15 protein-coding genes and 8 pseudogenes are annotated in these 18,688 nt (G+C 55.3%); 14 read left to right on the plus strand and 9 right to left on the minus strand.

Features of this window, described 5'->3' with window-relative positions; all coding sequences use genetic code 11:
• The first annotated feature begins 459 nt into the window (after positions 1-459).
• The 3 genes from repA (at position 460) to repC (ending at position 4,137) form a co-directional block, all read left to right on the plus strand.
• Positions 460-1,656 carry a plasmid partitioning protein RepA gene (gene repA, locus SIAM614_RS24365; RefSeq protein ID WP_006938633.1) on the plus strand — a complete coding sequence of 399 codons (1,197 nt, stop codon included), beginning with the start codon at positions 460-462 and terminating at the stop codon, positions 1,654-1,656.
• Positions 1,653-2,669: a plasmid partitioning protein RepB gene (repB, locus tag SIAM614_RS24370; protein ID WP_006938637.1), complete on the plus strand. Its 1,017-nt coding sequence runs from the start codon at positions 1,653-1,655 to the stop codon at positions 2,667-2,669. The genes repA and repB overlap by 4 nt, the downstream gene beginning before the upstream one ends.
• Before the next feature lie 211 nt (positions 2,670-2,880).
• Positions 2,881-4,137, plus strand: coding sequence for a plasmid replication protein RepC (gene repC, locus SIAM614_RS24375; protein ID WP_006938639.1), 1,257 nt, complete (start codon positions 2,881-2,883; stop codon positions 4,135-4,137).
• A gap of 127 nt (positions 4,138-4,264) precedes the next feature.
• On the opposite strand, the pseudogene SIAM614_RS31380 reads toward repC, so the two are convergent.
• From SIAM614_RS31380 to SIAM614_RS24385, 4 genes and pseudogenes are all read right to left on the minus strand, one after another.
• Positions 4,265-4,584 (minus strand): annotated as a pseudogene (locus SIAM614_RS31380) (recombinase family protein); the annotation flags it as partial.
• A pseudogene (locus SIAM614_RS32570) lies at positions 4,582-4,774 on the minus strand (IS6 family transposase); the annotation flags it as partial. The pseudogenes SIAM614_RS31380 and SIAM614_RS32570, both read right to left, overlap by 3 nt.
• A 211-nt stretch (positions 4,775-4,985) precedes the next feature.
• Positions 4,986-6,350: a sensor histidine kinase gene (locus SIAM614_RS24380; RefSeq protein WP_040441013.1), complete on the minus strand. Its 1,365-nt coding sequence runs from the start codon at positions 6,348-6,350 to the stop codon at positions 4,986-4,988.
• 542 nt (positions 6,351-6,892) lie between these two features.
• Positions 6,893-7,540 (minus strand): annotated as a pseudogene (locus SIAM614_RS24385) (IS256 family transposase); the annotation flags it as partial.
• A gap of 315 nt (positions 7,541-7,855) precedes the next feature.
• Between SIAM614_RS24385 and SIAM614_RS24390 the strand changes: the two are divergent.
• Positions 7,856-8,476 (plus strand): hypothetical protein, encoded by a 621-nt coding sequence (locus tag SIAM614_RS24390; RefSeq protein WP_006938650.1) that lies wholly within the window; start codon positions 7,856-7,858, stop codon positions 8,474-8,476.
• Between the two features lie 424 nt (positions 8,477-8,900).
• Here SIAM614_RS24390 and SIAM614_RS24395 read toward each other — a convergent pair.
• Positions 8,901-9,359: pseudogene (locus tag SIAM614_RS24395) on the minus strand (IS630 family transposase); the annotation flags it as partial.
• A 333-nt stretch (positions 9,360-9,692) separates the two neighbouring features.
• On the minus strand, positions 9,693-10,376 hold the full coding sequence (locus SIAM614_RS24400) for a hypothetical protein (protein ID WP_006938652.1): 684 nt from the start codon (positions 10,374-10,376) through the stop codon (positions 9,693-9,695).
• A 383-nt stretch (positions 10,377-10,759) separates the two neighbouring features.
• Here SIAM614_RS24400 and SIAM614_RS24405 point away from each other — a divergent pair, with 383 nt between their 5' ends.
• The 3 genes and pseudogenes from SIAM614_RS24405 to SIAM614_RS24410 all read left to right on the plus strand — a co-directional run bounded on the left by SIAM614_RS24405 (position 10,760) and on the right by SIAM614_RS24410 (position 12,133).
• Positions 10,760-11,623, plus strand: a complete 864-nt coding sequence (locus SIAM614_RS24405; protein WP_006938653.1) for a tyrosine-type recombinase/integrase — start codon at positions 10,760-10,762, stop codon at positions 11,621-11,623.
• Positions 11,624-11,632: 9 nt separating this feature from the next.
• Positions 11,633-11,773 (plus strand): annotated as a pseudogene (locus SIAM614_RS33675) (IS91 family transposase); the annotation flags it as partial.
• Complete coding sequence (locus tag SIAM614_RS24410) at positions 11,753-12,133, plus strand: tyrosine-type recombinase/integrase (protein WP_456153879.1); 381 nt, start codon at positions 11,753-11,755, stop codon at positions 12,131-12,133. The pseudogene SIAM614_RS33675 and the gene SIAM614_RS24410, both read left to right, overlap by 21 nt.
• 592 nt (positions 12,134-12,725) lie before the next feature.
• On the opposite strand, the gene SIAM614_RS32195 is transcribed toward SIAM614_RS24410, so the two are convergent.
• Positions 12,726-13,196, minus strand: coding sequence for a transposase (locus tag SIAM614_RS32195; protein ID WP_006938655.1), 471 nt, complete (start codon positions 13,194-13,196; stop codon positions 12,726-12,728).
• Between the two features lie 159 nt (positions 13,197-13,355).
• Here SIAM614_RS32195 and SIAM614_RS33680 point away from each other — a divergent pair.
• Positions 13,356-13,463: pseudogene (locus SIAM614_RS33680) on the plus strand (IS30 family transposase); the annotation flags it as partial.
• A gap of 128 nt (positions 13,464-13,591) precedes the next feature.
• Here the strand turns inward: SIAM614_RS33680 and SIAM614_RS24420 are convergent.
• Positions 13,592-14,113 (minus strand): annotated as a pseudogene (locus tag SIAM614_RS24420) (IS3 family transposase); the annotation flags it as partial.
• 284 nt (positions 14,114-14,397) lie between these two features.
• A pseudogene (locus tag SIAM614_RS24425) lies at positions 14,398-15,779 on the minus strand (IS1182 family transposase).
• 183 nt (positions 15,780-15,962) lie between these two features.
• Here SIAM614_RS24425 and SIAM614_RS24430 point away from each other — a divergent pair.
• The 6 genes from SIAM614_RS24430 (at position 15,963) to SIAM614_RS24455 (ending at position 18,643) form a co-directional block, all read left to right on the plus strand.
• Positions 15,963-16,568: a GNAT family N-acetyltransferase gene (locus tag SIAM614_RS24430; protein WP_006938659.1), complete on the plus strand. Its 606-nt coding sequence runs from the start codon at positions 15,963-15,965 to the stop codon at positions 16,566-16,568.
• 169 nt (positions 16,569-16,737) lie between these two features.
• Entirely contained in the window at positions 16,738-17,304 is a 567-nt protein-coding gene (locus SIAM614_RS24435) for a recombinase family protein (RefSeq protein WP_006938660.1), read from the plus strand.
• Positions 17,305-17,452: 148 nt separating this feature from the next.
• Entirely contained in the window at positions 17,453-17,698 is a 246-nt protein-coding gene (locus SIAM614_RS24440; protein WP_006938661.1) for an antitoxin, read from the plus strand.
• Positions 17,695-18,015, plus strand: coding sequence for a type II toxin-antitoxin system RelE/ParE family toxin (locus SIAM614_RS24445; protein ID WP_006938662.1), 321 nt, complete (start codon positions 17,695-17,697; stop codon positions 18,013-18,015). Before SIAM614_RS24440 ends, SIAM614_RS24445 begins: the two co-directional genes overlap by 4 nt.
• 66 nt (positions 18,016-18,081) lie before the next feature.
• A complete protein-coding gene (gene relB, locus SIAM614_RS24450; protein ID WP_040441016.1) occupies positions 18,082-18,381 on the plus strand; it encodes a type II toxin-antitoxin system RelB family antitoxin in 300 nt (99 codons plus the stop codon).
• On the plus strand, positions 18,368-18,643 hold the full coding sequence (locus SIAM614_RS24455; protein WP_006938674.1) for a type II toxin-antitoxin system RelE/ParE family toxin: 276 nt from the start codon (positions 18,368-18,370) through the stop codon (positions 18,641-18,643). Before relB ends, SIAM614_RS24455 begins: the two co-directional genes overlap by 14 nt.
• The last annotated feature ends 45 nt before the right edge of the window (positions 18,644-18,688 follow it).

Here is an 18,688-nt window from a genome sequence, read left to right on the forward strand (position 1 = left end):
GTAACGCCCCAGTGATGCGCCACGCTTTCATCAACCCAGACCGTGATGTCCCTACGCCGTCGCAGGCTTTCCGTATACTCGGGACAGTTCGTTACACGATGCATGGATTTCGCAAACTTGTGGCGACGAGATGCGTGGTGTTTGAACGGCATTCACAAAACTTCAGAAGCAAGGAACGCCGAGCAGGTAGGCACGAAACCCGATTAATGCAACAAGGTCAATTGGACCGATGAATCTGAGAAAATTCATTTGCAACAAAAATTTATCTGCGTTTCCAATTTGTTGATCGCGCTTTGGTTTGGTAGATCGCTGGAATATTGCGGCCGTGTCGGCCAAAGTCTTAAACTTTCGTTTACGAAAAAAGCCTTGGCAGAATCGGCAAATTCCGTTTATCTGACGCCTTGAGGGCGTTTTGGCGCCGCGGCGCGTCAGGTTGCTTCAAGGGGTAAACTTTTACCGATGGCTATCGAAAACACTTCAGAGCGGATAGCTCGTTATACGTCTCAGTTGTCGGCAGAACTCCACGATCTGAGGGCGCAACTATATCCTCCCGAAGCGCGAAAGCAATTTGGTCGAACATTCACAACCCAGGATCTGGCAAAGTTGCTCAATATTCCGAAGAGCACACTACGTACCCTATCTCTGGACGGGAAGGGTCCTGTGCCCGAACGTTCAAAGAACGGTTCCAGAATTTATACACTTCAGCAGGTTCGGGAGTTACGAGAATACCTTGCGACCCAAAGACCGGATGATGAGTTAACGCTGCTGCCGCACCGCCGCGGCACCGAAAAGCTTCAGATAATGGCTGCCGCCAACTTCAAGGGTGGCTCGAGCAAAACCACAACCAGCGTCCATCTGGCCCATTATCTCGCATTACAGGGATATAGAGTTCTTTGCATCGATTTGGATCCGCAGGCTTCAATGACATCCACTTTCGGGCTTCAGCCCGAGTTCGATGTTGGCGATGATGAGACTGCGTACGCTGCATTGCGTTACGACACAAATCGTAGGCCGTTTGCGGAAGTCATCAGAGAAACCTACTTTCCAGGCCTGCATCTGGTTCCAGCAAATTTGGAATTGATGGATTTTGAATTTGATACTCCGTCAGCGTTAAACAAGGGTGTTCGGGATGAGCTCGGGCTGTTTTTCGCCCGTTTGCGAAACGCGATCAGCACTGTTGAAGATAGCTATGACATGGTGGTGATCGATACCCCGCCGTCGTTGGGATATTCGACGTTGGCGGCTTTGTATGCAGCAACAGGAATGATCGTCACAGTTCACCCGGCCATGCTCGATGTTGCGTCCTGCAATCAGTTTTTGCTGATGATTTCACAGCTGTCTGATGTGTTGGAAGAGTTTGGCGCAAAATTTCAGCATTCGTTTTTCAGAGTCCTGCTTACACGAGTGAATCCCAATGATGGACCGCAGAAATTCATGTCGTCTGTTATGCGGAAGCTTTTTGCCGGCGATGTGATGGTGGCAGAAGCCCTGGAGTCGACGGCCGTAGCGGCCGCAGGCGTTGCTAAAAAATCCCTTTATGAGCTTGAAAACGGCGAAGTTGGCAGAGAGCCTTTGCTTAGAGCACTGGACAGCGTGGATCGCGTCAACGCAGAAATACTGGGGCTCATTCACGATCAATGGGGTAGGGCATCATGAAGAAGGGAATTCTGAAAACTCTGACTTCAGCTGCAGAACAAGCTCATACGGATCAGCCAAATCATTTGCCTGTTGCGCCCAAAAGGGCAAAAGGCTCGCCGGTTCTTGCCAACGCGGAAAAAGCACTGCGAGACCTAGCCGGCGACAGTATTGTTAATCTGGATCCCAACCGCATTGAGCCTTCACCGTTTCGGGATCGGATGGAGGAGGATGCTGAAGCGAGAGAACAGCAGGACGAATTGAAGCGTTCGCTGCTGAAAGAAAATCAAAAACTACCGGTTTTGGTTCGTCCTCATCCTTCGCAACCCAATTTCTATCAACTTGCTTACGGTCATCGTCGCTGGCGAGCAATAAAAGAAATTGCATCGGAATCCGATCGACCGGAAACGGTCTTCCTTCGTGCATATGTGCGCAATTTGACTGATGCACAGCTAATCCATGAACAGACGATTGAAAATGGCGTCCGTGAAAACCTCTCTTGGATTGAGAAAGCACTGTGGGCGCAGCAACTAAAATCGACAGGCATCAAACAGCGTGAAATGACGTCGCTTCTCGGCGTGTCTGAGGCTGAAGTCTCTCGTTTGTTCAAGGTGCTTAACAGCCTTCCGGAGGAGATGATCAGAGCGATTGGCCGCGCAGACGGAATTGGTCGCCCGAGCTGGATGGATCTGGCGGAGAAAATTGATGCTTCCCCGGAAAAACTGAAGACCGCACTAGCCTTGTCCCAAGCGGCAGACTTTGCATCGCTGGATTCACCCAAACGGTTCGAACGCTTGATAAAGGCGCTCGGGGGAAATGCTCGAGAGAAAAATCAGGCAGCCAATGAGGTCATAGAAGTTCGTCTTGGCAAGGAACTCATATGCTCGGCGAAATCGAACAACAATGGATTTCAGCTCAACTTTCCGAAACCAAAAAGCGAATTTGGGGAATGGCTGAGCCAGCACATCGAACGTCTATACGACGATTTCATCAGTCAAATATCCAAGGAACAGGAGAACGAATACGATAGCTAAAAACAAAGAACCCGCCACGTGGGCGGGTCCTCGTTGAGATAAGCACGAGTGCCTATAATCTCGGTCTGACAACTCTGATTCTAGAATCACTCGCAGCGTAACGCAAGTTCTGTCTCGCAGCAGAGCATGATTTCTTGCGTCTCCCAGCTTGTCTCGCATCTGAAAATTCAGTGCCCGGTCGCGTTTGAGCGCTTCCGGCAAAGGAGGACTTATGTCTTCGTCTCAGCAGATTGCGAGTTTTCGCAAGGTGTCTGCCGGGATCCTTGCGAGCGCGCATCTGGCGTCCCAAGAGGACCGGCCGAAGGTCACAAAAAAAGAAATCTCCCTGGTTCTGAAACGTGTTGCGCCGGCGCTTGGCATCGATGGTACCGCCTATCACATCCTGGATATCCTCCTAGGCCTCGTTCAAACTGACGATTTTCAGGCAGGGAAGCGGCCGGTGGTAGCGATCTCAAATCAGCGGCTAGCAGAATACACCCGGCGCACCACACGAACCGTCACACGCTGTCTGAAGAAGCTCGTGGAAGCCGGAGTTCTAGCCTATCGGGACAGTCCTACCGGGCGACGCTTTATCTATCGCGGTTCAAGTGGAGATCAGGCGCAGGCCTACGGTCTCGACTTCACCCCTGCGTGCTTCAACCTGGAGGCCTTCAAGGCACAGGCAGATGCGTTCCAGCGTCGGCTCAGGGCCGAGCAGGAAGCCAGGCGGGCAGTCACGCGGTTTTCACGGGCGATCGCCGACATGGGCGAACTGGAGCCTACGGAATTTCAAGGCTTTGCCGATCGAGCTCAGTTTGTAGTGAACCAGGACGGATTGAATGTGGTGGAAAAGGCTTCGATCCTGGAGACACTCTACACGCAGATCTTGGCTCTCTATGATGTTCAATCGCTGGAAACAAAGAATAAAATGTCATGTGCGGATGACATTGATGTCAGCCCTTTATCTAATACAACCCAAACCGACTCTCTTGAAAGTAATTCAAGACGGACTTGCTCTAACGAGCAAGACACTAAATCTACCCAAGACAACGGCTCCGCCGTTGAAATGGCTCTCGAAAAAGAGCCTCGCGGCGGGCGCACGGAACTGCAACCGCCAAAATCACAAGTGGGAAGGCAAGCGGGAGGCAAACTACCCGAAACCAACCTGGATGGCGTTTCCATTGGCCTCATTCAATCGGCATGTTCATCTGTTCAGGCTGAAACCGGGATCAATTTGAACAGTTGGCCGGCCCTTTGTGGTGCTGCGGAGCAGTTGCGCGTTCTGATCGGCCTTAGTCCGGCCGGATATCAGCTCGCTGTCGAGCGGCAAGGCAGATATCTGGCAGCGGCCTGTCTTGCGGTTGTCGCCGAAAAGGCCTTGCGGGATCCCGAGCACATCGCTTCGCCAGGCGGATATTTCCGCGCAATGATCGACAGGGCAGGGGAGGGCAAACTCCACCTCCACAAGTCCCTGCATGGGCTGGTATGAGGCCATGGTGAAGTCTGACCGGAGATCAGTGTCGATGCCAGTTTTCCGGTCGGTTGAAATCAATCGCGCGGAGACTTCGGCCGCAGAGTCTGGCCGGGCAAATTGCGCTGGAGTTCCGATCTCGGACTCAAGCCACCTCGAGCAAACCAGTTCGCTTTGCCCGGTCGATGAGGTTCTTGACGGAAGAAGACGCCCATTTCGTTCCGCCGCGGGGCGTACGCTCGTGCAACCGCTCCAGCTGACTGGCGATTTCACGCAACGTGAGCTCAGGGTTGGACGAATGGATGCCGGCTACAAGCGTCATCAACCGGTCTTCCGGTGGGCGTGGAGGAGATTTCCTGAGCAGGTCCTTGTCCGCCATTCCCTCAGCAACCAACCACTTCACCGCACGCCGCAGCCCTCCGGGTGTCCAGTCTAACCGCGGCTTTTCAGGAAACGAGCGATGTCAATCGCCCGCCAGAGCCAGTATTTAACACCGCCAATGACAATCACCACTTCATCAAGGTGCCACTTGTTGTTGGGCTTGGGCCGGTCCCTGCGAATGCATCGCGCGAACTGCCGACCAAACCGCGTAGGAAATGATTGACCTGGGAAAACAGAAGCCTTTAAAGCGCGGAAAATTGGAACTCTGCATCATCACAGCGATCTACCAGCTCTGAGACCCGTCAACAACTTGGCAATCCCCTGTGCCCCCTTAATGTTCAGGGGCCGGACCTGCCCCGCACAGCTCGACCCGCCAGCCAGGCCCACCTGCGGGCGGGCCAGGAAAAGCCAATCCGGCAGCTTCCTGTTTGTCGAGTTTGGCGCGGGACAGGAACGTTTCATCGAAAAAGCCGGTCCGCCCGGTCTCATTCATCGAATGCCGGGAGCCTGAGAGAGACGCGCCCGCCTTCGGGATGGTTGCCGAGGTCTATCGATCCGCCATGGGCTTCCGCCAGGCTGCTGGCTATCGCCAGCCCAAGTCCGGCTCCGCCGGTCGTTCGCGCGCGCGAAATTTCGGCACGGACAAACGGTTCGAGCAGCAAGCCCGCTGACGGGCCGTTGAACCCCGGGCCCCAGTCATCTACGGTGATCACGGCGAAATCCTCCTCCCGGGCGAGTGAAACCCTGCATTTGACACCGTATTTGATGGCGTTTTCTACGAGGTTCACCAACACCCGTCTCAGGGCGACACGGTCTGCCAGGACCTGAATTGCCTCGCTTTCGGTTCTGCTCTCAAGACGCACCTGAAAGCCGACGGACTGCAAGTCCCGCACTTCGCCGCCCAGCCACTCATCGACATCGACTATTTGCTGGTCCAGGGAACCAAACCCGGCCTGCGCCGCAAGCAAGGCATCATCCAGAAGGACTATCATGTCGTTGATGTCGGCGATGGCCCGCTCGCGTTCGAGCTCGTCAGGGAGCGCCTCCAACCTCAGTCGCAACCGCGTCGCGAAGCTGCGGATGTCGTGCTGTATCCCTCCGATCAAAGCCATGCGCGTACGCGTGAGCGTCTGGAGCCTCGACTGCAGGCGCAGGAAGGCGTTGCGCAGAGACCGGATTTCGGATGTGGCGGAACGGAATTTCGGGAATTCGATCGTTTCACCTGCCGGATCGATTTTCTCGACAAGCGCGGCGAATTTTTTCAGCGGCAATACTTCCCGATGGAAAATCAGTATCGTGATGAGCGCGAGCCCCGCGCCGATGATGCCGGCCGCCGTTCCGGTGGGAAGTCCGAATGGGGTCACGACAATCGGCACAAGCGAGCGAGCGACAAGCATGTATTGGGCATCGAGGCCCAGCCAGAAAGTTAACGCATTCGACGGATATGCAGATTTTTCCTCCCCCGCCAGCCAGTCAAACGCGTTTCTGAAAGGATTGACCCAAGGCAGATTTTCTTCGACATGAAGGAGACCGTTTCCTAGCTCCGCAGAGTACGAGTAGACATTTGTACGCGAATAGTAGCGCCCTTGCGCGTCAAACAGAAGTGCGTGCCTGGGTAGAATGTCCAGATCCAGGAACGGGGAGCGAAGGGCGGTCAGCAATTTTTCCCTGTCTTGCGCGGGAGTCTCTCGTAGGATTTCCAAGATCAGCGAAAGCCTTTCCGGAGTAGGGTTGACCTCTTTTGCTTCAATTCCTTGCTGGATATGGTAATAGGCGACAAATACCGTCCATAAAACCAGAATAAAACTTACCAGTATAATAGATAATCGCAATAATATGTTGGCTTTCATTCGGAACTCTCTTGCTTATACATAGCATAGTTCCGGCGGTCACTCTCCTGCTTGAGCCCATTGGGGCGTTCGTTGCGACCCCGCATCATAGGCTTGAGAGAGTGGCCGCCGGAATAACGCTATTTATTATATTTTTTCGCCGCACCGCCATTCTCGAGTATAGGCAATCCAAGGCATATAGTTTCGCGATTATTCGCGTACAAGATCGGTCGCGCGAAATGTAGCCCTACGCTCTGGCGAAGCGAAGCCGGGACCGCGCGCACCGGCTCGGGTGCCGTGAATTGCGACGCGCGTCCGAGATGGCATTCCAAGTTCTGAAAGGTTTGCCGCCGGGTGGCAGAACGGAAAGCCAGGCAGAGTACTGGCGCGCCTTTGAGGGCCTCCGTAACCGACGCCGCCCGGGCGGCGACAGTCGCAAGGGGTCATGCGCGCGCCAGTCAAGTTCCGCTTTCTGGTCGCGTGCGTTTTTTCGGCTTCGCCCGCCGTCCACAACCCGATCTCGATCCACCGTTGCCTGCCACTGAGAGACACGGTCCGGGTGTCCGGCGCATGAGATCTCGCAGAAACTTGGTCCAGAAGGGCTCAGCCTCAGAGGTGCCGATCGCCATGCCCAGCACCTCGCGGCGCCCGTCCGTGTTCACCCCCACCGCCAGTGTGACTGCGACGCTCACGATGCGCCCTCCCTGGCGGACCTTCAGGTAGGTGGCGTCGATCCAAAGGTAGGGCCAGTCGCCCTCGATGGGTCAGGTCAGGAAAGCATCAACACGTTCATCGATGTCTTCGCACAAACGGCTGACCTGGCTTTTCGAGATCCCGGCCCCGCCCATTGCCTGCACCAGATCGTCCATCGATCGCGTAGACACGCCATGAACATAGGCCTCCTGGATCACAGCCGTCAGGGCCTTCTCCACGGATCGCCTCGGCTCAAGGAAAGACGGGAAGTAGGACCCCGTGCGAAGCCGGGGAATGCGCAACTCAACGCTGCCCGCACGGGTCTGCCAGTCCCGGTCACGGTATCCGTTGCGCTGCGCCTGACGGTCTGTGCTCTTCTCGCCATAATCAGCACCGGTCCTGGCGCCGACTTCGAGCTCCATAAGCCGCTCCGCCGCAAATCCGATCTTTTCTCGAAGCAGGTCAGCATCGGCGATCTTTTCCACGAGCGCGCGCAGGGCCATCATGGGGTTGGTCATCGGGTGTCGTACCTGGGGAAGGTTGGTGGTCGCAACCCGACCTTACCGAAAAAACCGATGACCACCCAAAGCTGTTTGCTGATCGTTCTGATTCTTGGCCGAATTTGAGGCTAACGTGTACCTGGGCAAATTCGAAAACAGACGGTGAAGCACGCCAAATGCAAATGCTGGTTAAAATTTCGGGACAGAACCATCATAAGCTGCAACAGGGGCGGTCAAACTACTGTCGATCCCTTGCGCTACATCAATTTTCGTTTGTATATAAACTCTTGGGGGCTCAGTAGACTAAGTTGCAGCTCTAACAAGGCAAGCACGATGCAAGAAATGGAAATCCCTTATCCGACATTTAACGAAGCATTGAGCTTCTTCAATGGTTCGAATGAAGCGAAGAACAGGATTGTGAATGACGGACGAGAGACCTGTTTTCGAGATCGTTTGGTTACAATCCCCAGCGTTTATAACGGTCACGTTTCGCGACTGAAAGGCAAGTTTGAAAGCTCTAACGCCCAACGTTCCCAGACTGATCTGCCAATAAAAACGCAGGGTAAAAAAATTAAGGAACGTCTTGTGACACAAAAGAAACCTTGTGGCATTAAAAAAGAAGCCACTGATGTCTCACAAAACGTCGCAAAATTTCTTTTTTTCAGGCAAGATGCGGAAGAACTGGAAATTGCAGTTGATGCCAAAAACAAAATGGACCTTTGCATAATGGGTGTAAGAAGGTGCTCAACATCCACGGTGGCAACTGAGGAATTTGGATTTTCAGATCAAAAGAAGACCTCCTTAACAGGAGTTGAGCCTCGAGAACCCGAATCTTTATACATTTATTTTGAAAACCGTGCCAAGGAAAAAAGTAGCCTTGAAACCGTCTCCAATGACAGAGATAGTGTTGATTACTTCTCCGATGATGGAGATACTTTATTGTCGATAGACTAATTGGCATCGCTCCTTTGATGACATTTACTGCATGCAACAAGGCCCAGTCGGCCCGTAGCTGTGTGTGTGGACACCTCCGCGCATGCGACGACCGGTTTGAGCCGACTGCGGTCATCTAGCTGTGAGCTCTCAGCAGGTTGTCCATTCGGACCTGACCGAGGAGGAGTTACTACGCTTCAGCACTCACGGGCGGGGGTAGTGTCCCCCTTTCCCCAAATGCCTGGCGGATTAAAGGATCGCAGCGGGCCGGTTGATGATTTGCGCATCACGGTCGATTTCCCGAGCCACCTCACTGATGAAGCTGGATTTTGGCGTTTCCGCCAGTTCGGCGCGAGAGCGTGGAACTGGCGGACTTCTGTATTGGCCGGGTTTTGTCCTAATTGACACAAACATGCCTGTGCCCGGCAATTAGAGCATTTCCCACTTACTCCGGTTCATATTCGGCCGCTACGAAGTAGTTTCTCGCTTCTGTGGGGGTGACTGCGTCGATTGCCGTTGCGGTCGCATCCCACAGATCCTCGACGGTTCTGGCGGCTGCTTTCTTGAGGAGGGCCTTGATCTTTGCAAAGGCCATTTCGATCGGATTGAAGTCGGGGCTGTAGGGTGGCAGGAAGAACAACCCTGCGCCTTCGATAGCGTGGCGGATCGCAGCGGGCTTGTGGGCAGGTAGGTTGTCCATGACAACGATGTCTCCCGGCTTCAGAGTCGGAGCCAGGACTTGCTCGACATAGGCCAGGAATGCGGCTCCATTCATGGTCCCACCGAGTGTCATGGGAGCAGTAATGCTCGATAACCGCAAGGCACCGACGAAGGTTGTCGTCTTCCAGTGGCCGTGTGGAACCGGCGCGGGAAATTTGAGCGGCCGTCCAGCCGGCCCAACAGATCCTTGCCGATGCTCATGCGCGCGCCCCTTTTCGAGCAGTTACCACGTCCGCGCGCAAAATTCAGGATAGCCGCCCGGGCGATCCCGACCCCAGCGCCCCCCAGAACGGGCGCCTCCCACAGTCTGGCGCGAAGCGTCCCCCTTTCCCGGGAAAACCACTCCAACACCGACCGCGCGCCCGGCAGGTGCCTGCACCTTGAAAAAAGGCATTGCTTGCGCCGGGGGCTTTAGCTCCAGTCGCCGTCACGGCCCCCGGCGCTCGGTCTTATCTTGTGTGCGGCGCGGCGGATTTACGCGGCACGGCCGGCGAACTCCATGCCGGCGACTTCACAGTCAATCTGGGTTCCGCGGGCGCAGTTTGGAAGCCCGGTTGCCGGACGTCTTCCAGTCTTGGACCAATTCGTCCAAGTCTTTTTCCTCAGTACCATCATCTCTTTGCCTCACGGCTATCTTATCTTTCGTTTTAAGCATCAATAAGTCTTTAAGGGTCAATTCTGGGTTAAAATGAAGTATACATGCTATATGATCAACCTTATTGTCGGGGAATATTTTTTTAATTCTCGCTATCTTCTGGATGTCCGGATTAGAAAATCTGTAAATTTGCGCAATTTCGCCAAACGTTGCGTCTTTTAGCATTTTTTTAGCCAACTTAATATCTTGAAGACTCGGAGAGTAATTGTACTTCATGTAACGGGCTATGTCCCATGCCTTGTCGTTAGGAAAGAGCTTCCCGAGTTCCAGAATATTATCGACGTCCTCATCGGAAGAATCTTTAAGTACTAAAGATATTTTCGATAAAGGATCGTGAGGAAAGGCGGCTCTAAGCTTTACCATTACCTCAACGTCTACCTTAGGATTTGCCTTAAGTAAAACAAATATCGGCCATGCTTTTTCCTTAGGAAAGGCGGTCTTAAAAGTCTCCACCTTTTCGGCGAAAACTTGGGACCTATTTGCAAGCATAGCAGATATTTTCATATTTGCTTCGTCACGAAAGAGTTCCTTCAACCTGTCAATCACAGAAACCTCTCTGTCGTTAAAAGACCCGCGCCGATTGTTGCCGGCGCCGGTATTCCCCGCGGGTTCCGCCGCTTGCTGGATTGGGTGACTTCCGGTGCTGCTAACAGATCCTGGTCCAGGAGGGCACATGGTTTTACCTCATTATTCGCGTTGGGCCGTATGGCCGGTAAATTCAATTTGCAAATAAGGGCTAATCGTCTGGCATAGGCTTGGCTGTCCTAATTGGGACAGCCTTGCGAAAGCCGGATCTAAAATTAGAGCATTTCCCAACAAGTCTGAATCGTGTTGGATTGGCGGCATTTGGTGTGGCAGTTGGGAGAAGGTGCCCTGTCTGCGAGGATTGCGGTTGTTGAAGCCCTATCCACTCAGTCAGGAGCACCCCGATGAGCAAAGCCATCAGCCCTTTGCGCCGCCGCATGATCGAGGACATGACGGTCCGCAATCTCTCGCCGGCGACGCAGCGATCTTACCTGCATGCGGTGTCGAAGTTCAGCCGCTATTTCGGCCGTTCGCCGGATCGGCTCGGTCTTGAGGATGTCCGTGCCTTTCAGGTGCATCTGGTGGCAACCGGCATTTCCTGGCCGGCGCTGAACCAGACGGTCTGTGCGCTGCGGTTCTTCTACGGCGTGACGCTCGGCCAGGCCGAGATCCCGGAGCGCATTGCCTATGCGCGCGCGCCGCGCAAGCTGCCGGAAGTGCTTTCTGCCGACGAGGTCGTGCGCTTTCTCGAGGCCGTACCGAGCCTGAAGACGCGCACGGCACTAACCGCGGCCTATGCGGCGGGTCTGCGTGTTTCCGAGGTTGTCGGGCTCAAGGTGGCCGACATCGACAGCCAGCGCGGTGTCATCCGGATCCGCCACGGCAAGGGCGGCAAGGACCGCTACGTGATGCTGTCCGCGCAGCTCCTGCATATCCTGCGGACCTACTGGCGGCTGGCGCGGCCTCCCGATTGGCTGTTTCCCCGCCGCAACGGATCCGGCCCGATCAGCATTACGGTTCTTCATGCCGCCTGCCGCTCGGCGCGGGCCGCCGCCGGCATCGACAAGCGCGTGACGGTGCACACGCTCAGGCACTCCTTCGCAACACATTTGCTGGAGAACGGCACAGACATCCGCATCATCCAGGTTCTGCTTGGTCACAACAACCTGTCGAGCACGGCGCGCTACACCAAGGTTTCCAGCAGGCTCATCCGGCGCACGCAAAGCCCACTTGACCGGCTCAACATCGAGGTGGTGCCGCCGAACTGACGCGGTCCCATGTCGGCGAGACTGGAGGTGGCGGATATCTTCCGCCGTCATGGCGAAGCCTATCGGCAAGCCCATCACGGTCATCTGGGCCGCGTTGAGCGGCGCGTGATGAGCGCGATCGACGGGACAATGGCAGCACACATTCATGGTAAGGGACGCAAGGAACAAAGCGTGCCGCTCTGGCGATCAACCGCATCGCTGATCCGGGGCTGGAAGCGCAGGCTGGAAGGCGTAGGTGATGACAGGTTCCTGTTCCCAAGCCGCAGCGGAGAAAGGATGGCGCGCTCGAATGTCACGCAGCGCCTCAAGCTTGCCGTTGCGACCGCCGCAGAGCCTCACCCGCAACTCGCACAACGTCCGATATCACCGCATACGGTCCGCCACACAACGGTGATGCACCTCCTGCAGGCTGGGATCCGCGTTTCCACGCAATGCTCTGATGCCAGCTCACGGCAGGCGTGCGAGCATCTTTCTAAGCTCATGGTTTTCTACCCGAAGCTGCAACCCTAACATCGCTTTCAGTCTATGATTTTCCGCCTCCAGCACAGCCAACTCATCGGTTCCTGGCACTTGGGGCTTGGCGGAGATGCTGTTTGACTGCTTTTTTTCATTCTCGTCGTCAGAACCTTCAGAAGAAGAGACGCGCCTCGCAGGAGTCCGATCGGTTTCTTCCTGCACCGGGTTTGCCTGAGGTTCTACAGCAGCTTGTGGCAACGCTTGCAATATTCGCGGCATGGACGGTGTCTGAGTCAGCTTATCGCCCGTGAGTGTGTCGCTGGATGACCGAGTACCTCCACTCTCGCTGCCTGGGATTGGCTGCTGCTTTGACCTTTTCTCCAGAGCCAACGAGGTTCCCCTACCAACGCGAGAAACCGGGAGGTTTGCCTCGACTTCACTTGCAAGAGCCTTGAGATCGGTGTCACCCCAGATGGACCTGTTCTGCGGTTTTGTCTGTCGCCGGCTGGATTTCAATTCAACAACGAAGTTTCGTCGCGATTTCATGAACAGATGCTTCCGAAAAAGTTGGGTGGGCCTCAGTGAGCCATTCCTGAGATTCACGGTCGTTCAAGCGGTTTATCAACGCTGGAATGGATAGCCGAAGTCATTCCATCCCCAGGCGTTTGCGAAGTTCAGCATTTTCCGCGCGGAGCTTCTCGGCGAGCTGGGTGCGTAGCCGTATGTTCTCTGCTTCGAGTGCGACCAGATCTTCCAGCGTTTCCAGCTCGCTACTTGCTTTCTTTTCGACTTTTGACTGCGAAGCCAGCTTTTCAGGCTTTTCTTGTGGCGTAGCGCTGCGCTTCCACCTGTAATAGGTCTGCTCGGAAATCCCAGCCTCTTTAATCGCCGCCTTTATATTGAGGCTTTCGGACAAACGCGTTTCGATCTGAGCAATCTTCGCTGCTCTCTCTTTTTTGGAATATCGCTGCCTGGTGCCTGCTTTAGTGGATGCATTTCGTGTAACAGAATTGCCACGGCGACCGGAAGGCACCGGCCGTTGAGAGGTCAGTTTCGTGTCGCTGTCCTCTGAGACGTTAGTGGGCTGTAACTGTCGTGGGGCTTGTTCATCTGTCATTGTGTGCTCCGACTTGAATTATCTTAATTCATACGAATGAATAAAATAGTCAACGTCAGTCCTAGTTATTGTGCTGTTCACACTTCGTTGGCGCTGGATGTTCACCAGCTGGCCGGAGAAGCAAGTCTGAGTGCACATCGTTGTCCAGAGTGAAAGTGCGCACCGCGCCAGGTTTGTCAGGAAACCATCTACCGTTACATCTGTTCGAAAGAAGGGCTGGTTCAGGAGCTGTGGTGGTATTTGCCGACCCATCGAAAGTCTCGCAAGGGGATTGCCAAATTATTTTGTCCGGCCCGCATTTGTCCCTGTTTTGGACGGATTTCAGGCGTTCATTGAAGTGATCCCAGTTTTCACAAGAGGTTAGCGGCTTATTTAAGGTGTATCCGAGTTGGTTTTCAAGCCGTTAATTTCAGGTCCCGATCATCCCAATATGCGTCCCTTGGGGTTTTATGCTCAAGGGCTGAATGGGAGCGTTTGGTGTTGTATAAGATCATCCAGTCCCGGATAACGCGATGTGCCTTGAAGCCGTCGGTCAAGTCTTCCAGATAAACCGCTTCCTGCTTCAAAGATCGCCAGAGCCGTTCGATGAATATGTTGTCCATGCACCGACCGCGCCCGTCCATCGAGATGCGTATGCCAGCTTCGGTCAGCGTGGTGATCCAGGCCGATCCAGTGAACTGTGATCCCTGATCGGTGTTCATGATCTCCGGGGGCCCAAACCGGGCGATAGCCTCGTTCAAGGCTTCGACGCAGAAGTTAGCGTGCATCGTGTTCGACAGCCGCCAGCTCAGGACTTTCCGTGTCGCCCAATCCATGATCGCAACCAGATACAGAAAACCGCACTTCACGGGGATGAAGGTGATGTCCGAACACCAGGCCTGGTTCGGCCGATTTCCATTCCGCCGAAAGAAATATGGTAGGGCAAATTAGTGGGTACCCTCAAGAAAAGGAAACTTTCAGGCAACCGCCTTTGGATACCGAACTTGTGGAGTGGGGTCGTAGGCGGCCACGGGCTCCTCCGAGAACTATGGCAGCTATTTCATCCTCGGTCGCCAATATTGGACAATCCTTTGTCGTCCAATTCCAGTCATTCGTTCACCTCGCAGCGAATGACCGCTTCCCGCCTATTCCGTTGAAAAACTCGGCCCGATAGTCGCGCTGATTTCCTCTTGAGGTTCCTCGCGCGTCGCCCTTTCTCGCGTCAGCAGGCGATCTGCCGAGGTGGCGGTAGTTTTGCGAGCTTTCGGAGGTTTTGGGCGGTGGCTGCGAGGTGGAATTCATCACGCGCTCCGCATGGTCCGCGCAATCGGAGACGGTTCAATCTCAGGATCCGCTTCAGATGCGCGAACAACATCTCCACCTTCTTTCAAAGTTTGCAGGAGATGGCGTATTCCGTAGTTAGGGCACTTGCACGCGCCCGATCGCGGGATGGTTCGTAGATCGACCGGAGCACCTTGCGAGATGGCGCCTTCGGGCAGCAGCGCGCCTTTAATTCGCAGGCATCGCAATCTGCTTTGCTGGCCCGATAGCGGAGCATTCCATTCTCATACTGCTTGTTCTCCCTGGGGGGCGTTAAGGCTCGCCGGTTTTGCTTCAACGCCTTGCCGCTTGGGGAGGTGTAGACATCATGCTCGGCATCATAGGCGAAGTCGACCTTTTCGAATGTTCCGTCTCTGCGCTGCGACTTGTCGAAGACAGGAATATGGGGTGCAATCCCGCGCTGCCGATCCAGCCAGTCCAGCATGTCGCCCGTGCCATAGGCTGTGTCGGCAATCAGGCGTTCAGCCTGGAGGCCGAAGGTGTCGCTCACCCGGTCGATCATGGTGCGCACTGAACCAACCTCGGCCCGGCGGATCGAACGCGTGGCCTCAACGTCCAGGATCACGCCATTGCCGGTGTCGATCAGGTAGTTGGTGGAATAGGCAAAATAGGCTGGCCCGCCACGTGCGCCGGTCCATTGCGCGGCTGGATCGGAATGTGAGGTGAACTTCGGTTCAACCGGGCTGGCTGCGCCGAAGGCCGCATCATCGAGCGTGGCTAGATATTCCCTGACGGCCCGTGGTGCATCCTCGGGATCAATCTTCTCAGGAACCCAATCTGCCTGAGGCGTGGAGATTTGCCGGTTCGCGTCCGCTTGAATGATACTGGCGTCTGCAGCAAGGCGCTGGCCGCTGGCCAATCCCTCCGTGATACGCTGCGCCACCACGGTCTCGAACAAGTGGCGCAGCTGATCGCTATCACGGAAACGGCCATGACGGTTCTTGGATAAGGTCGAATGATCCGGCACCGGGTCGGTCAGATCGAGGCGACAAAACCAGCGATAGGCGAGGTTGAGATGGACCTCTTCGCAAAGTCGCCGTTCCGAACGGATACCCATGATGTAGTCGGCGAGCAGCATCCGGATCATCAGCTCTGGATCGACCGATGGTCCGTTGAGCTATAGAACGGCGGCAGGTGCTTCCGGATACCGCCCAGGTCCACAAAGCGGTCGACCGACCGGAGCATGTGGTCAGGCGGCACATGTGCCTCGATCGAAAACTCGTAGAACAGAGCGCCCTGCGCTTCCTGCCGGGATCCCATCATCGCCGCCCACCTCCACCTGTAGCATCGAGATTGAATCAGCGATCAGGGCGTCGGGCAAGACGAGTTTTTCAACGGAATACACCCATTCTGGGCGCTCGACCGATTTGCAGCGAATGTCAGCTCCCGAGTCCGAGCCCGTCATTCTGAACTGACAAAACGCCAGCGCCGGAGCATATTGCCAGTATGATCAAAAATTTCACACAAATCAGGGTGGCAGTATTGGCGGACGCAGAAGCGATCGCCAATGTTCACGTGACTTCGTGGCAAGAAGCATATGCAGGCATCCTCCCGGATCAGATGCTGTCTGACCTGAATGTCGCGGACCGCACAAAAAGGTGGACCTCGGTCATCTCCAGGAAAGCCGGTGGTCGTGAAAGTTCAGTGTTTTTGGCCTTGAACAAAGGCAGAGCCGTGGGGTTCGTTTCGGTCGGCCCGCAAAGGGATATCGCGTTGCACGATAAGGGTTTTACTGGAGAGATCGAAGCGCTTTACGTCTTGGCGGCTGCTCAGCGCAATGGGATTGGGAGGGATCTCATTCGGCAGGCCGCGCAACATCTGTTGGCTTCGGAGCAAAAAGCTGCTGCCTTGTGGGTCTTGGAAGACAATCATCCGGCACGCACGTTCTACGAGGCAATGGGAGCACGTGTTGTTGGATTTCGCGAGGATGTGAGAACGGACGCTACATTGAACGAAGTTGCATATGGTTGGGAGGATCTCTCAAAAGATCTTGTTCATCCCAGACGGGTCGCTTGTCAGCTGAACGTAGCGTTCTCCACATTGGAGGTCTGATTGCGATCGCCTCAAATGTCCTAAAAGGATCGTTTCCGGACATGTCCGATAATCTCGCGCCCAAAAATTATCGGACGTTATAAGGCGCAGAAATCAACCATGTGTCCGAAACCGAAAACTGTCCTTTGTTCGGCTTGTCTGAAATTACATGGCGTGATTAATTTCGGACATGAAAATCGGGTATATCAGAACATCAACCGGTGACCAGGTCGGCGCCGGTCAACGGGAAGCTCTCAAGGCGGCCGGATGCGAGCGTATTTTCCATGACAAGGGTGTTTCGGGAGGGGCGGTATCCAAGCCGCAGCTCGAGCGCGCGTTGAAGGCCGCCTCGGAAGGGGACGCTCTGGTCGTGACGCGACTTGACCGGTTGGCCCGATCGATGAAATTCCTGATCGAGGATGTCGAGCGGATCGGGGGCCTTGGCATTGACTTTGTGTCGCTGCACGAAGCGATCGACTCGACGGCGCCTGGCGGGCGGCTGTTCTTCTATATCAGCGCGGCCTACGCGGAATTCGAACGGGATGTGATCCGGCAGCGAACGAAAGAGGGAATGGCGGCCGCGAAGAGGGCAGGGCGGCCGGTTGGCCGGCCACCGGCAATCACCGACGCACGCTGGCCCGGCATCCGCCAGATGCTCGATGGTGGCATGACGATCACAGCCGCGGCGCGGACCGCCGGAGTCCCGCGTCAGGCGATCTATCGGCGGCTTGAGGCGGACGCTGAGGTGGGCGGTTGAAAGGTACTCAATATTCCGCAAACGGCTTGGTATCGAAGGAAGGGTTTTCACCTGTCCTTGAAGCGGTCCTCTGACTGACTGGGCATAATGATAGCTTCATTTCTTTAAATGTGCTAATGTGGGGTTGTGCAATTCTCTGGAGATGCCCATGAGCCGTCTGACAATCGACATAACGGACCAGCAGCACAAAAGCCTGAAAGCGCTGGCTGCCCTTGAAGGCAAGACGATCAAGCAATACGCCCTGGAACGCCTGTTCCCCAGCGATGCTGATCAGGCGTGGCAAGAGCTGAAAACTCTGCTGGGAAATCGCGTCAACGCTGGTCTCGCGGGCAACGTGTCCGCCAAAACCATGGGTGAAATTCTGGATGAAGAGCTGGCCGGACATCGTAGTTGACGACCTACATCCTCACGACGGAGGCGGAATCCGACCTGCGCAACGTCATCCGCTACACCCGTAAGCAGTGGGGTGCTGCACAGGTACGCCACTATATTGCCAATCTGGAGCACGGCATTGCCAGCCTTGCCGCCGGTGAAGGCTATCTCAGGGACATGAGTGGATTGTATCCCTCGCTGCGGATGGCACGATGCGAGCATCACTACGTGTTTTGCTTGCCGCGTGAGCGTGCACCTGCCTTGGTTGTGGCAATTTTTCATGAACGCATGGACCTCATGACGCGACTGGCAGACAGGATCAGTGCTCGAGAGTTTTGAGTCGCGGCACCACTCGCGTCAGTATCTCAATTGAGACACAGTGCTCGAAGCTATAGGAGGATTTTCATGCCCGCTCAAACATCCATGCTTCACGTCCGCGTTGACGATCAGCTCAAAGCTCAGGCCGCAGACGCGCTCGCAGGCGTCGGCCTTACGCTGTCCGATGCCGTGCGCATACTCCTGACACGCGTCGCAACAGAAGGCGGGCTGCCCGCTGGCCTGACTGCTGATTCTGATGCATACGATGCCTGGTTCCGCGCCAAGGTGCAGGAAGCACTGGACGATCCACGCCCGGCCAAACCCCACGCCCAGGTGATGCAAGAGGCTCAGGCGTTGATTGACGAGAAGCGCCGTGCCCGATCTTGAATGGAAGGCCAGGGCCATCGCCGACCGCCTGACGATTGTCGACTACATTTCCGACGACAACCCGGACGTTGCCCAGGCTTTCAAGGACGAGATTGAGAGCAAAGCCTCAAAGTTGCCGGAAAACGCGAAGATATACCGCCCCGGTCGGGTTGATGGGACGCGTGAGATGGTCGTGCGTGCAAATTACATCGTGGTCTACGCGGAGAACTCCAAAGTGGTGACGATCCTGCGTGTCTTGCATGCTGCGCTACAATGGCCTTGAGGCGATAGCACTCAACCGCCCACCGAAACCCAGAACAACGGATCA

This window comes from Roseibium aggregatum IAM 12614, from assembly GCF_000168975.1.
Classification (GTDB): domain Bacteria; phylum Pseudomonadota; class Alphaproteobacteria; order Rhizobiales; family Stappiaceae; genus Roseibium; species Roseibium aggregatum.

Excerpts from the sequence above, each read along its gene's own strand:
- SIAM614_RS32195 (WP_006938655.1), bottom strand. The coding sequence starts at position 13,196 with ATGACAGATGAACAAGCCCCACGACAGTTACAGCCCACTAACGTCTCA.
- SIAM614_RS24405 (WP_006938653.1), top strand. The coding sequence starts at position 10,760 with ATGAGCAAAGCCATCAGCCCTTTGCGCCGCCGCATGATCGAGGACATG.
- SIAM614_RS24410 (WP_456153879.1), top strand. The coding sequence starts at position 11,753 with ATGGCAGCACACATTCATGGTAAGGGACGCAAGGAACAAAGCGTGCCG.
- repC (WP_006938639.1), top strand. The coding sequence starts at position 2,881 with ATGTCTTCGTCTCAGCAGATTGCGAGTTTTCGCAAGGTGTCTGCCGGG.
- SIAM614_RS24390 (WP_006938650.1), top strand. The coding sequence starts at position 7,856 with ATGCAAGAAATGGAAATCCCTTATCCGACATTTAACGAAGCATTGAGC.
- relB (WP_040441016.1), top strand. The coding sequence starts at position 18,082 with ATGCCCGCTCAAACATCCATGCTTCACGTCCGCGTTGACGATCAGCTC.
- SIAM614_RS24440 (WP_006938661.1), top strand. The coding sequence starts at position 17,453 with ATGAGCCGTCTGACAATCGACATAACGGACCAGCAGCACAAAAGCCTG.
- SIAM614_RS24430 (WP_006938659.1), top strand. The coding sequence starts at position 15,963 with ATGATCAAAAATTTCACACAAATCAGGGTGGCAGTATTGGCGGACGCA.
- repB (WP_006938637.1), top strand. The coding sequence starts at position 1,653 with ATGAAGAAGGGAATTCTGAAAACTCTGACTTCAGCTGCAGAACAAGCT.
- SIAM614_RS24380 (WP_040441013.1), bottom strand. The coding sequence starts at position 6,350 with ATGAAAGCCAACATATTATTGCGATTATCTATTATACTGGTAAGTTTT.
- repA (WP_006938633.1), top strand. The coding sequence starts at position 460 with ATGGCTATCGAAAACACTTCAGAGCGGATAGCTCGTTATACGTCTCAG.
- SIAM614_RS24435 (WP_006938660.1), top strand. The coding sequence starts at position 16,738 with ATGAAAATCGGGTATATCAGAACATCAACCGGTGACCAGGTCGGCGCC.